The sequence below is a fragment of the Bacillus sp. FCW2 genome, assembly GCF_021228595.1.
GTDB lineage: Bacteria > Bacillota > Bacilli > Bacillales > Bacillaceae > Bacillus > Bacillus velezensis.
Map to the genome: position 1 here is coordinate 567,079 of NZ_CP089436.1, position 15,762 is coordinate 582,840.

At 44.3% G+C, this 15,762-nt stretch carries 2 protein-coding genes; both read left to right on the forward strand.

From position 1 onward, the window contains the following. The first annotated feature begins 46 nt into the window (after positions 1 to 46). Positions 47 to 8,758 (forward strand): type I polyketide synthase, encoded by an 8,712-nt coding sequence (locus K3G25_RS02985; RefSeq protein WP_232489580.1) that lies wholly within the window; start codon positions 47 to 49, stop codon positions 8,756 to 8,758. Continuing rightward, complete coding sequence (locus tag K3G25_RS02990; protein WP_232489581.1) at positions 8,751 to 15,755, forward strand: SDR family NAD(P)-dependent oxidoreductase; 7,005 nt, start codon at positions 8,751 to 8,753, stop codon at positions 15,753 to 15,755. Before K3G25_RS02985 ends, K3G25_RS02990 begins: the two co-directional genes overlap by 8 nt. Positions 15,756 to 15,762 lie beyond the last annotated feature (7 nt).

Sequence of the window (15,762 nt, forward strand, 5' to 3'; positions counted from 1 at the left end):
TTATCATTTTGCGGCAGTGCCATTTGTAAAGGGGATGAAGATTTTTATGAAAGAAGCCCGTCATATTAGAAAAAAAGTACTTTCTGACATAGAAAGCGGCATCATTTCTTTGGAAGAAGGAGTAAAGCGGATACAGCAGCTTGGTTCTCATTCCGCAGGGGGTAACGGACAGGCGATATATTATCAGACGGTCTGGCAGCGGACAGATCTCAGCATTCATGTAAAAGGCGGCCGACGTGAGGGCAGCCTTTTATTATTTGATAAAAATGAAATTGTGAGAAATGAACTTGCTGCATTGCATGATACAAGGGTTATTTTGGTTAAGCCGGGGAAAGAGTTTCGAAAAACCGGGGACGGTGTATTTGAAATCGACCCCCGCTCTGAAAGAGATTACATAAACCTGTTAGGATGGCTTATAGAAGAAGAGAAGTCAGATATACGGGAAGCGGTGCATTTATGGTCAGACATGCCGTTTGAAAAGACTGAGAGAGCGATTCGTGAACAATGCGACAGCGGAGTCTATTCTTTGTTTTTACTGCAACAGGCGCTCTTCAAAAATAACTGCCGCAAACCGATCAAGCTGTTATATGGATATTTTTCGCATCTTTCCGGAGAACAGCCTCTTTACGCGGCGGCAAGCGGATTTTTGCGGACATTGCAGCTGGAAAATCCGTTAATCTCAGCAAAAAGCATTGAAATGGAGCAGTCAATAGCAGCCGTTCACGCGGCTGATATCATACGCAATGAGCTGAGTGATTTCCAGCCTTCAGATGTAGAGATCCGTTATAAAGACATGCAGCGTTATGTCAAACAGCTCAAAACGTATGAACCCGAAAAAAATTCCCGAAGCGGAGATGTGCCGCTGAGAGAAAATGGAGTATATATTATCGCGGGAGGCGCGGGCGGATTAGGATTTACCTTTGCAGAATATTTGGCTTTTCAAACAAAATGCTGCCTTGTTTTAACGGGGAGATCTCCGCTTTCAGATCATATAAGAAAACAGCTGAGACGATTAGAGGATGCCGGTTCTTCAGCTGTTTATGTTCAGGCTGATATTACCAATAAGGAAGAAGCCGAATATGTAGTCAAAAAAGCCAAAACTTCTTATGGAAAAGTAAACGGGGTCATTCAGGGCGCGGGAATCATCCGTGACTCTTTCCTTCTTAACAAGTCACGAGAGGAATTCGATCAGGTAATCAGACCGAAAGTATTGGGTACGATGTGGCTGAATGATGCTGTTGAGAAAGAAAATCCTGACTTTTTCATTTGCTTCTCCTCTACTTCCGCAGTGTTGGGAAATGTCGGGCAATCTGATTACGCGTTCGGAAACAGTTATATGGATCATTTCATGAATATGCGTTCTGCCCAGGATTCTGATACGATTTCTCTCTCTCTGAACTGGCCTCTGTGGAAAGAAGTCGGCATGCAAGTGGATGAGCGCACGGTAGAGACAATGAAAAAGGCGGGTTTTTATCCTTTAGAAAAAGAAGAAGGTAAAGAAGCGTTTGCAGTCGCATTGTCCTCCGGTTTTTCGCAATTTACTGTATTTTACGGAGATGAGCAAATTGACAATCATGTTCATCAATTATATGAACGAAAAGACAATATTCCGGCAGATGAAGGAACAGGGAGAAATATCGAATCATTTGATTCAGAGAAACTGACAGCTGAAACATCTGATTTTATTATAAAAATGATTGCTGCAGAATTCAGGATGCCTGCGGACAAAATAGATGCAGAAGAGGCATTGGAAAAATACGGACTTGATTCCGTTATGATTATCAATATGACGAATGAGCTTGAAAAACATTTCGGCGCGCTCTCAAAAACGCTGTTATTCGAATATCAGACTGCGGCAGAATTGTCACAGTATTTCGTTGAGGAGCACAGGGATACTCTTCTTCATAAACTCCGGTTAGGAGAAAACGGGAGCAGCACCCCATCTCAGAAGAAAAAAGACAATAAACAGACAGCCGAAGTTAACGGGAAACAGAAAATCCAGATGAAAAATCAGGTGCAGCAGCAGGAGAAGTATCATGACAATGATATCGCGATTATCGGTATCAGCGGACGTTACCCGATGGCAAATGATCTTGATACTCTGTGGGAAAACTTATTGAACGGTAAAGACTGTATAACTGAGATACCTAAGGATCGGTGGGATTCGGGGCTGCACTATCAGCCCGCAGCGGGCGATGAAGTAAAAAACCAAAGCAAATGGGGGGGATTTATTGACGATGTGTATCATTTTGATCCGTTGTTCTTTAATATTTCTCCTGCCGAAGCTGAATTAATTGATCCGCAGGAGAGACTGTTTTTAGAGACGGTTTGGCACACCATAGAAGATGCGGGGTACGTAAAGAAAACGCTTGAAAGAAAAAACGTCGGTGTTTTTGCAGGGGTTATGTACGGCCAATATCAGCTGTACAGCGTTGGTCACGAAGCGGCCGTTTCTTCCTCATATGCATCAATCGCCAACCGGGTATCGTACTTCTTTAATTTCAGCGGGCCAAGTATTGCTTTGGACACGATGTGTTCCTCATCATTAACGGCTGTTCATTTTGCCTGTGAAAGTTTAATCAGGAATGAATGTGAAATTGCAATTGCAGGAGGCGTCAATTTATCCATTCATCCTCATAAATATGAACTCCTGACCCAAGGCGGATTTTTATCCAGTGATGGCCGGTGCAGAAGCTTCGGTTCAGGAGGAGACGGCTATGTGCCGGGAGAAGGGACAGGTGCCGTGCTGCTGAAACCCGTAAAAAAGGCTATTGCCGACGGTGATCAGATTTATTCAGTTATTAAGGCAACAGCCATCAACCACGGTGCTAAGACGAATGGATATACCGTGCCGAATCCCAAAGCTCAAAGTGAGGTCATTACGAGAGCCTTAAAAAAAGGATTTATTGATCCAAACAGCATCAGCTATATAGAGGCTCACGGAACAGGCACCGCGTTAGGAGATCCGATTGAAATCACCGGTCTGACCAAAGCATTTTCAGGTGCCGAACGCGATAAGAAGACATGCGCGATCGGGTCGATTAAATCAAATATCGGACATCTTGAGGCTGCTGCAGGCATAGCGGGCATTACGAAAGTTATTCTTCAAATGAAACATAAAACAATTGTTCCGTCACTGACTCATTCTGCTGAATTGAATGAAAATATACCGTTTCAAAAAACACCTTTTTATGTACCGGACAGTGCCGAAAAATGGGAGTCATCCGTTCCCAGGCGTGCCGGAATCAGTTCTTTCGGGGCAGGAGGAGCTAATGCCCATGTTATTTTAGAAGAATTTGCGGATGAAGCTATCTCTCCTCTCGCGGCTGAAGAACCTGAACAGCTTTTATTTGTTTTTTCTGCAAAAAATGCCGACAGGCTGGAAGAATATGCAAAACGCGCAAAAGAACATATAGCAGCCAGAGATTATCCATTAGAAACACTTAGAAATACAGCATTTACTTTACAAACCGGCAGAGAAGAAATGCCGCACAGATTGGCTGTTATCGCCTCCACAAGAGATGAATTGCTTAAAGGACTGACAGACTATACCCTCGGAAACGCGATGGATCATATTTTTACAAGCGGCAAAGACACAACAGAAGCAAAAAGGATGAACAAAGCTGAGATTGAAGAAGCAGCCGCAAACAGGGATCTTGTGAAGATTGCTGAATACTGGGTTGCCGGAAACGGGGTAGATTGGCCGTCACTTTATAAAGGTGCTACTCTGAGACGGGTATCAGCACCCGGATATCCATTTGCCAAAGAGCTGTGCAGAATAGATGCGCAAAATACGGGAAGCCGCCGGATGAACGGTAATAACGATCTGCATCCTTACATTTCATGCAATATATCTGATTTTAAAGCACAGAAGTTTCTTATCAATGTAAGCGATACCGGTTTGTATATAAAAACAAAGTATCAAGACAAGGAAATGTTTCCGTTTCTCAGCCAGATTGAAATGGCGAGAGCTGCCGGAGCGATGGCTTCAGGGAATCCGATTATTAAATTAACAGAGCTCTCCTTTAGAGAACCGATGTTACAAAGCGGAAGCAATGAGCAGATCCGGATTGTATTAACCCCGGATAATCAGGGTGCATCGTATTCTATAGAAAAACAGAGCGACTCATCCATTTATTCCTCAGGGCGGCTCGAATTAGAAGGCGGGGCGTACGAGAACGGAAATATTCATCTTGAGCCGTTCCTGTCTCAGCGCGCAGACCGCATACCGTACGAAGCGTTTTATCAGCGGCTTGCCGAATTCGGATACAGCTGCAGTGACAGTCTGAAAGCCGCAGAGCACTGCGTCAGCAGGAACGGACAGGTACTTTTAAAGATAAAAGCAAAGGCCGGGCCGAAAGGGTGCATAATCAAACCGGAAGTTATTGAGAGCGTATATCAAGCCGTCATATACCTTGCGGGGGAAAATGCCGGCGAGCTCCCGGAAAACATTAAAGAATGTACGATTTTTGATCATGAGACTGAACCCGTTTATGTATATGCAGAACAAACTGAAGAAAGCGATTCGGCTTATGATGTGTATGTATTAGACAATGCCGGCGGGATTTTGATGGAACTGAGCGGGCTGGTTTTTGGCGAAAAGCCTAATAAAAATGTACGTTTTTATGAGCATAAGTGGGATCAAAAAAACCCTCTGATTGAAATGAAAGATAGGGAGCCAAAAACAATTCTGGTCTTTGCAAAAGATGAAGCATTGGCTGGAGCTCTGAAAAATCAATCAGACAGCCGTGTCATTCTCGTCACGCCGGATCAGCGGCAGACCGATCAAAATCTGCTGACATTCTGTGTAAACCCGGAAGTGACGTCAGATTATATTCGTTTATTCGAAGAATTGGAGAAAAAGGGGTTTTCTCCGGATGTCATCTTGCACACGGGAGAAACATTTTACGCGGGTGACCGCCTTCTCAGCGGCCTGGAATCAATTTTTTATTTATTAAAAGCGCTGAGCGCCCGCAGTGACGCCTCTCTTTATCTTCATTCTCTGCTTCTTGTTCACTCTTTTAAAGAAGGCGTGAATGATCCGTATACGGGCGCTCTTGCAGGCTGTTTAAAAACGGCAAATATGTTGGTGCCATCCGCAGAGAATGTGAAGTCAATCGGTTTTTCAGAACGTATATCAATTGAAAAAATGGCTGAATTTTGTCTTAACGAAATGGTTTCAGGCGTGGAACGGCAGGCGGAAGAAGTTAAATATATAAATGACAAGAGGTATGTTAAGACATTAAAGGAGTATGTATTCAATCATACAGAGCACTCTCATCAGCTGAAACAGGAAGGGATTTACCTCATAACGGGCGGTTTGGGCGGTCTGGGCCTGATTTTCGCAAAATATTTAGCCTCTCAGTATCAAGCAAAATTAGTATTGACGGGAAGGTCACCGTTAACAGCTGATAAACGACATAACATTGACCGGCTGCAGGCGCTTGGAGGAGATGCGGTATATTATCAAGCTGATGCCGCAGATCAAAAGACGATGGGACGGGTCATAGAAGAAACGAAACGGACTTGGGGCTCCATTCAAGGTGTTATTCATTCAGCTGGTCATGCCGATGATCGGTTATTTACAGAGATGAATCTGACTGATTTTTCAGAAGGCATGACTGCTAAAATTGAAGGAACGATATGCTTAGATGAATTAACGAAAGATGAGCCGCTTGATTTCTTTATCGTATTTTCTTCTATTTCTTCGGTCTTCGGAGATTTTGGACAGGTTAATTATGCGTTGGGCAATTATTTTCAAGATCAATATATAAATTGGAGATCCGAACAGAGCCGCCGGCAAGAGAGACAAGGCAAGAGCATTTCGATTAACTGGCCGTTGTGGCGTAAAGGCGGAATGCATTTAAACAAAGAAGCTGAAGAAGCATATCTTTCCGCATCCGGGTTTGATTATTTGGAAACGGAAGAAGGGATAGCGGCTTTTGAGACGATTTTGGCAAGTGACTGTCCGCAAATTTCGGTTGTTACCGGGGATGCCGGAACAACACCAGCAAAAAAAGATCTGCCGTATCAAAAAGTAAATACGCTTCCGGTTCGTCAAGAGGAAATTTCTTATACAGCACCGGCTTATACAGACAATGTCCTGAAAGAACTGAAGCAAATGGTATCGGAATTATTGAAAATTAACATTGAACAGCTGGATACGGCAGAGAATTTCGGCAATCTCGGCTTTGATTCTATCAGTTTGAAAACATTAGCTGTCCGGCTGAATAAAAAATACAAGCTTAAGCTGACACCTGCCGTTTTCTTTACTTACAGCCATATTAAGTCTCTTTCAGAATTTCTAAACAGTGAACTGCGTACTGTTGCAAAAGGGAATACAGATGCAGAAAAAAACATTTCTGAAAAAAGGAAAGTAGTGCACGCTGGGAAAACCGCCGGGAAAACCGTGAAGCCGCCGCGAAGTTTTCCGTTTGAAAAAAAGACAACAAGACAGGCTGACCATCATCCAGAGAAGCAGCCAGTTGCCATTATCGGGATGAGTTGTGTTTTTCCGGGATCAAAAAATGCAGATGAGTTTTGGATCAATTTAATCAATGAAAAAGATTTGATTCAGGAAATTCCCCCGGATCGCTGGGATTGGAAAAAATACGCCGAAGGCAAAGGAAGCAGCGAAGTACATTCGAAATGGGGCGGCTTTATCACAGATGCCGATAAATTCGATGAGGCGTTTTTCAATATTAATCCGCGGGAAGCAGAACTCATGGATCCTCAGCACAGAATTTATTTGCAGGAAACCTGGAAAGCGATAGAAGATGCGGGTTACAAAGCTTCAAAGCTGTCTGGCAAAAATATCGGGGTGTTTACGGGCATTCAATTTAATGATTACCGCCAGCTGCTGATGAGGCATTCGGACGGGGCGCACGCGTTTGCGGGAACCGGAAACAGCCAGGCGCTCATCAGCAATCGTGTATCCCACTATTTTAATTTCAGAGGTCCGAGTGAGTCCATTGATACAGCCTGCTCAAGCAGTCTTGCAGCAATCCACAGAGCTGTGCGCTCGATTCAAAATGGCGAAAGTGAGCTGGCGGTAGCAGGCGGGGTTTCGCTGCTCTTAGATCCAGTCACACATATGTATACTGATAAACTCGGTATTTTGTCTAGGGACGGCCGGTGTAAGACGTTTGATAAACTTGCCGACGGTTATGTCCGCGGTGAAGGTGCAGCTGTTCTGTTATTGAAACCATTGCAGGCGGCAATGAATGACAGAGACAATATTTACGGAGTCCTGAGAGGAACCGGAGAAAATCACGGAGGAAGATCTGCTTCATTGACCGCTCCGAACCCGGAAGCTCAGGCTGAACTGTTAACGTCTGTTTACAAAAATGCCGGTATTCCTGTTGATACGATATCTTATATTGAAGCACACGGAACCGGGACAGAACTGGGAGATCCGATTGAGATTGAAGGCTTGAAAAAAGCGTTTGGATCTTTTGAGCCGCATCCAGGAAAGAATCATGACCAATATTGCGGCATCGGTTCAGTAAAAACGAATATCGGTCATTTAGAGCCCGCCTCTGGAATGCCGGGGCTGATTAAAGTATTACTATCCATGAAGTATAAAACATTGCCTGCCACACTTCATGTCAAGGAGCTGAACCCTTACATTCAATTAAGCGGAACACCGTTTCATATTGTCAATAAAACGATGAAGTGGGCCAGATTAAAAGATCGAAAAGGAAATGAAATTCCGCGCCGTGCCGGAGTCAGTTCCTTCGGATTCGGCGGGGCAAATGCTCATGTCCTTGTGGAAGAATTTGAATACGGACAAGATAAAGCAGTAACTGCCGAGCGGGAACAAATCATTGTTCTATCGGCCAAAACAAAGGAAAGGCTGATGGTTAAAGCCAAAGAGTTAACAACATTTTTACATGAAGAACGATCAGTTCAATTCAGTCAGCAAGAGGTGCAGGAACGTGATTTACAAGAGGCGGTTCGGGAAGCGGCAGCGGGTATCCTGCGTTTAGATACCGCAGATATAGATGCAAAGACACCTCTTTCGGAATTCGGATTTGATCCGTTGGCTTATTCCGAATTAATCTCTTTTATAAACCAAATGTACGGCACAGAAATATCACTTGACATATTTCAGGAATTAAAGACACTGAGCGAGCTGTGCCGCTATATCAGCCGCATCCGGAATCGATCAGCTGATAAACCGCATAACGGCAATTTTAGAGAAAAGTCCGGATTCGGTCTTGAAGAAATAGCATATACGCTGCAAACCGGAAGGGAACCATTTGAATGCCGCCTTGCGATCACTTGCTCGAATACCGGAGATCTTCTTGAAAAATTAAACGGTTACATCCAGGGGAGCAGGCTGCAAGGTGTTTATGAAGGAAATGTAACGGATTTTGATAGTCTGTACGCTCCTTTATTCGGCGGCCCCGAAGGTCATGCATATGTTCAATCACTGATTCAGCAAAACAAGCCGGCCAAACTGGCTCAGTTGTGGACGATCGGTTGTGAAATCAGCTGGGAAGACTTGTATGAGGAGGAACTCAAACCGGTTAAACTGTCTCTTCCTCTTTATCCTTTCAGCAAGAACAGACATTGGATTCATTTAAATAAAGATGAAGCGCAGAAAGCTGAGGCTTTCTCGAACACTGAGCTTCACAACTCAAATAAAGATACAGCAGATGGAGAAATCATGTCGCTTCTTGAAAAAGCACAAACAGGTGAGATGAATACGAAAGAGACGTCAGAGCTGATAGAGGAGTTGCTTTTCCATGAATGAAAAAACGATGCAAATTGAGCAAATCGTGAAAAAGGTGAAAGAAGGCAGCCTGACGCCTGAAGAAGGGCTGGAATTCATTAAGAGCTTGGGGAAAACCCATCTATATGAAATGGTATGGGATAGACATGAATTTAAAGGCAGTGAAAAATTCCCGCATACGAAAGAGCCAATTTTATTTTTTTGCGAAGACGACAGCATGTATACCGTAATGAAGAGACAGCTTGAAGGCTATGAGGCACCTTTCATTTACGTGACTTCCGGCGAGCGTTTCGAAGATTGCCGGAACGGTCGTTTTACAATGAACTTTACAAAAGGTGAGGATTATGATGCGTTATGCGGGGTTCTGCGTTCTCAAAATATAAGACCCCGCCACATTATTCATTTTTTAGCTGCCGGGCTCTTCAAAAATACGGAAGATGCAATGAGAAAGCAGCTCAATAAAAGTCTGTATTCCTTGTTTCAAATGTTTCAGGCCTTAATGGCGAACAAACTTTGTCCGAAAGCAGAAATTTTGTACCTGTATGAAAATACCGAGGGCGAGGTTCAGCCGATTTATAACGCGGTTGAAAGTTTTCTTAAGACCGTACAGGCCGAAAATCCGAATTTCACATGTAAGGCTGCAGAGCTGAAATCAATGTTTGACGAGCCGTTTACAAAGCAGCATATTGCAGATGTCATCTCTTTTGAATGGAACAATCAATGTAAGACGGACCACTTTACCTGTTATGAGCCGAGGCATTATTATAAAAGGCAGCTTCAAAGAGTAAAAAAAGAAGATGGGGAGAAACATAGTTTCAGTGTAAAAAAGAACGGTGTGTATTTAATTACGGGAGGAGCCGGCGGTCTCGGGTATCTGTTTGCTGAATATCTGGCGAAACAGGCAGAAGTCAAGCTGGTATTAACCGGGCGTTCCCCGGCCTCCCGTGAAACGGCGCAAAAATTGAGCGCTCTTGAAAATCTTGGCGCTGAAGCCTTATATGTCCCGGCAGATATTTCAAAGGAAAAAGAGACGGACGCTTTGATTAAGCACATTAAGCAGACATTCGGAGAATTAAACGGAATTTTGCACAGTGCCGGACTTGTTAAGGATGCATTTATCATAAAAAAAACGAAAGAAAGCATAGAAGAAGTTATAGCGCCTAAAGTATTCGGAACCGTTTGGCTGGATAAAGCAGCTGAAGAAGAGCCTCTTGATTTCTTCGTTATGTTTTCGTCCCTTTCGGCCGTTCTGCCTAATGCGGGTCAAAGCGACTACGCCTTCGCTAACGGATGTATGGATGGATTCACTCAGTATCGAAGCATTAAAGGACGTCCCGGGAAAACACTTTCTATTAATTGGCCGTTATGGGATGCGGGTAATATGACAGTCGGGCCGGGAGAGCTGCAAGCTTTAAGACATGCAGGGCTGGAACTTTTATCCGCCCAAGCAGGACTTGCCGCTTTTCAGGACAGTATGAGCCGCTCTGCTTCTCAGCTGGCTGTTATCAGCGGAGACAAAGATAGAATAAGTGAATTACTCTCAACTGACCATAAAAAGATAGAGACTGTGCCTGAAAACAACAGTAATCTGCCGCAATTAAACGAAAAAGATCTGAAAAAGCAAACGGTCCGTCTTTTGACAGAGATTGTCGGTGCGGAAACGGGAAGACCGGCGGACAGTATTTTACCCGAGGATACGTTTGACCGTTACGGAATTGATTCTCTAACGATTTTAGGTCTTAACTCCCGTCTGGAAAAATATTTTGGAAGAGTGTCTAAGACTCTTTTCTTTGAATACAGCAGTGTTGAAGAGCTGTCAGAGTATTTTCTTGAACACTATCATCATGAGTTGAAGAAGGCGTTTTTACCGGCAGCCGAACAGCGAATTGATCATTCGGCGCCGGCGAAACGGGAGAAGCTTTCCGTTTCCCGCATACCATCCGCACCTTCCGAGGAAGATATTGCAATTATCGGTATAGCCGGCCGCTACCCGATGGCGAAGGATGTGGAACAGTTTTGGGAAAATATTTCTTCCGGAAAAGATTGTATAACGGAAATACCGATAGAGCGCTGGGATTTTCGGAAATATTATCACACAGGTGACAATGCCCGTCATGACAGCAAATGGGGAGGTTTTATAAAAGACGCTGATAAATTCGATCCGCTGTTCTTCTCAATTTCGCCCCGTGATGCCGAGTTAATTGATCCTCAGGAACGGTTATTTTTAGAGACAGCGTGGCACACGTTTGAAGATGCGGGTTACACAAAGAAAAAGTTGAAACGGCATAAGACAGGTGTATTTGTCGGCGTCACCTACAGCCACTATCAGTTATTTGCAGCCGGTGCTTCAGATGATGAGGAACGTCAGGCGCTCCTGTCTTCTTATTCGTCTATCGCAAACCGGGTGTCATATTTCTTTGACCTGCACGGACCCAGCCTTGCAATTGATACAATGTGTTCTTCTTCACTTTCTGCTGTTCATTTTGCATGTGAAAGTTTAAAAAGGGGAGAATCCACCCTCGCTATTGCCGGAGGAGTGAATTTATCCTTACACCCTGATAAATATACTTTGCTTTCACAAAATCATTTTGTTTCAAGCGATGGGCGCTGCAGAAGCTTTGGAGCGGGAGGAGACGGATATGTGCCGGGAGAAGGAGTCGGGGCCGTTCTTTTGAAATCGCTTTCTGCCGCAAAGGCTGACGGGGACAGGATTTACGGTGTGATTAAGGGAACATCTGTAAATCACGGCGGAAAAACAAACGGATACACTGTGCCAAATCCGGGCGAGCAGGCAAACGTCATCAGTGAAACTCTTGATAAGGCGGGGATTGATGCAGACAGCATAAGTTATATTGAAGCGCATGGCACCGGGACATCTTTGGGAGACCCGATTGAAATTTCAGGATTAACCAAAGCTTTGCACAGCTCGAAAAGCGATTATCGTTGTGCAATTGGTTCGGTTAAGTCAAATATCGGACACCTAGAGGCTGCGGCGGGAATTGCTTCTATTACAAAAGTGCTGATGCAAATGAAGTATAAACAGCTTGCTCCTTCCCTTCATTCCGATCACTTAAATCCTAATATTGATTTTGAGGAAACACCGTTTTACGTGCAGTCTGAACTGACCGATTGGGAGACGCCGCAAAATCAAGCCAGAAGGTCAGGCATCAGTTCTTTCGGCGCTGGAGGATCTAATGCCCACATTATCATCGAAGAGTATAAGAATGAAGAAAAGATGGAAACGGTACAGAGCAACAAGACGCAAATTATTCTGCTTTCTGCCAAAAATGAAGAACGGCTCAGACTCTTGATTGATGCATATATAAAAGAACTCGAGCCAAAAACGTCACTAGCTGATGCTGCGTACACCTCGCAGACCGGGAGAAACGCTATGGAAGAGCGGCTCGCTGTTGAGGTTAGCAGCATTGACGACCTTCGCAATAAGCTGACGATGTATTTGCGGTCAGATCATAAGTTAAACGGTTTATATAGGGGAAAGGCCCGCCGAGGCTCTGGTCAAAAGGATGCCATGTCAGCCGCTCACTTTAATAGTGCAAGAGAAATGGCCATTCACTGGGTGAACGGAGGAGATGTTCAATGGGAAGAGATGTACACTTCCGAATTGCCGAAGCTTATCTCTCTTCCTGCATATCCTTTTGAACGGAACAGATATTGGGTGCCTGCCGCAAAAGCAGCACAGAAACAGAAAAAAACAGGCGTACCGCAGAGTCTGCCCCATGCACCGACTGACTTATCATTTGATGTATTAAAAAAATCGTGGAAAAAACAAAAGGCTGCGCCTTCCGCTTTTACGAAAGGACAGGTGATGATCCTGGCTAATAGTGAAAGTGAGCGGCTTGCATTCGAATTGTTTGATTCAGACCCTATGATTGAATCCGCTGTCATTTGCGCAGATAACTGGGATCATTCGGATGGGGAAGCCAAAAAAACGGCTCTAGCAGTCATAGAAGAAAATCCGGAAATCATCGGCATGATTGACCTGTCAGATTTCCGGAGTGATCAAAACGGGGCACGCACCGGCACAATCGGGAAGCTGACACTGCTGCAGGAAATCATAAAGACACATAAACAGCTTTTCGTTTTACATGTGACCAGAGGACTGCAGACATTTCTGAATGACAAGCCGTCGTTAGCCGGAGCCGAAACAGCCGGACTATATAAAATGCTGAGTGCGGAGTATCAAAAGATAAAATCAAAAACAATAGATGTAGACGGACATGTCGGGACTGCGGCGGAATTGAGACAGATAATCACAGATGAAGCTTGCGCTGACGGGCTGTATAGTGAAATCTGCTACCGGAACGGTGAACGTTATATTCCATACGTCGAGAAATTACATGCAGCGGAAATAAACCGGAAACTATCCGGTCTGCCAGTATGCCGTACGGATCAAACCCTGGTTATTACAGGGGGAACAAGAGGGATCGGAGCAGAACTTGCCAGACATTATGCCGGCAAGGGAGTCAAAAAACTTGTGTTGATGGGAGTAACCGACCTTCCGGAATCTGATAAAATAGCCGGCATGTTAAAAGACACCGATGAAAAGTCACCTCTTTATTCGAAATTACAACTGCTGCATGAGTTGGATCAAAAGGGAGTTCAAGTAGAAGTGTATTCCGGGCCGCTCACGGAAAAAGAAACATTACAACGCTTCTTTTCAGAGGTGAGACTGAAGTTCGGCAAAATCGGCGGGGTGATTCATTGCGCTGGTGCAGCCAATCATTCGAATCCGGCTTTTATCCATAAATCTGATAAAGAAATAAGAGAAGTATTTGAGCCAAAGGTTCAAGGGATGCAGGTACTTCATGACATTTTTATTGATGACGAACTTGATTTCTTCATTTTGTTTTCATCTGTTGCGAGCGCTTTTCCTTTATTAGGCGCCGGAACAAGTGACTATGCCGCGGCGAACGCTTTTATGGATTACTTTGCGGCGTATCAGCATGCAGCCGGCAGAACATATTATCAATCAATTAACTGGCCGAGCTGGAAGGACATTGGGATGGGCGAGGTGACAAGTCCATCATATCAGGCACTTGGTTTACTTTCACACTCAACAGAATCAGGTATTGCCATGCTGGATGAAATGATGACGATAAACGGATACCCCTGCCTTATACCGGCAAAGACACATCCGGAGAAATTCATGCTGCAGCAGCTGCTTCAGACAAGAATTCAAGCTGCTAAAAATAACCCGGATGCTGAGGAAAAAGTGATTTCTGGTCAGGGAGACAATGAATCCATTATCAGGAAGTTAATGGAGATCTTTTCCGCGGAGCTGAAAATACCTTACGGGAATTTAGATCAGGATACGTCTTTTGCGGATTACGGAGTTGATTCAATCTTACTGGTTCAGCTTGTCAAAAAAGCGGAAGATGTATTTCAAATAAAAATTGAACCTTCAGCTTTTCTGGAGTATCCGAGTTTTTCACAACTGGGCGTCTATTTGAACGAGTTATTTGCAAGTGAGGGGATCAGTCCTCAAATTGATTCGGAAAACATTGAGGTTCGGAAAAAAGAGCAACATATAAATCAAAATGCTTCCGAAATACGGGACAACGGATCACAAATACAACAAACCAGTCTGAACCAAATCGCTATTATCGGAATGGGCTGTGAGTTTCCGGATGCTCCGGATACAGAAACGTTCTGGACAAATTTGAAGAAAGGACAAAATAGTGTCCGCGAAGTCCCGGCGTCGCGATGGGATATTTCTTCATACTACTCTGACACCTATGAAAAGGGAAAAAGTATCAGTAAGTGGGGCGGATTTCTTCAAGATATTGAGTCTTTCGATCCCGCGTTTTTTAATATGAACAAAAGTGAGGCATCAGAGCTTGATCCGTTAATCAAAAAATGCCTTGAGGTCAGCGTCCAGACATTGAGAGACGGCGGCTATACAAAAGAAGAAGTATCGAACAAAGAAGTCGGCGTCTTCATCGGTTCGCGGACCGGGACGTTTATGTCCAAAATAGGTTCCCCTTCAAAAAATACGATCGTGGGTATAGGACAAAATTTCATAGGCGCGCATATCTCACACTTTTTTAATCTGAAAGGACCGAATCTGGTTGTAGACACGGCTTGTTCTTCTTCATTGGTCAGCGTCCATCTCGCTTGTCAAAGCCTGATGTCAAAAGAGTCAGATATGGCGATTGCGGGCGGAGTTGACATTTTGCTGGATCAAAAGCCTTACGTCATGCTGAGTGAGGCTCGGGCGCTTTCACCTGAAGGAAAATGTCATACATTTGATGAGAAGGCAGATGGATTTGTACCGGGAGAGGGATGCGGCGCAGTCCTTTTGAAAAGACTTGATGACGCCCTTGCCGAAGGTGACAGAATTTACGCGGTAATTGACTCATCCGCGGTTAATAATGACGGACAGACAATGGGAATGACAACACCTAATCCGAAAGCGCAAAGCGCAGTGATAAAAAAAGCCCTGAAAAAAGGCGGAATTGATGCAGATACTCTCAGTTATGTCGAGACGCATGGCACCGGTACGATGATAGGAGATCCGATTGAATTAAAAGCGCTGACTGAAGTGTTCCGGGAGGTTACGGAAGAAACGCAATTTTGCGGAGTAGGCAGCGTAAAAACGAATTTCGGACATTTAATGAGCGCAGCGGGGATAGCGAGTATTATAAAGGTTGCCTTATCCATAAAAAATCAGATGCTCCCGCCGACATTACATTGTAAAACGCCAAATCCGCGTTTTAAATTTGATCAGTCGCCATTCTTTCCGAACACGTCTTTAAAAGAATGGCGTCCCAGAAAAGGGGTTTTGAGAGCCGGAATCAGTTCTTTTGGATTCGGGGGCACGAACGCACATATGATATTGAGCGACAGCCATCTCACATTAGGATATGGAGAGACAAAAAGACACCCGCTTTCTCCGGTTATATTCAATAAGGAACAATGCTGGATCGACAATGGAGAAACTCCAGAAAAGGAAGAGTCAGAATTGCTGATTCCTTTACTTGATTTCAAAGAATTATAAAGAAAAG

What these genes read in the sequence shown, in the direction of transcription:
- K3G25_RS02985 (WP_232489580.1), top strand. Translation starts at nt 47, where the DNA reads ATGAAAGAAGCCCGTCATATTAGAAAAAAAGTACTTTCTGACATAGAA.
- K3G25_RS02990 (WP_232489581.1), top strand. Translation starts at nt 8,751, where the DNA reads ATGAATGAAAAAACGATGCAAATTGAGCAAATCGTGAAAAAGGTGAAA.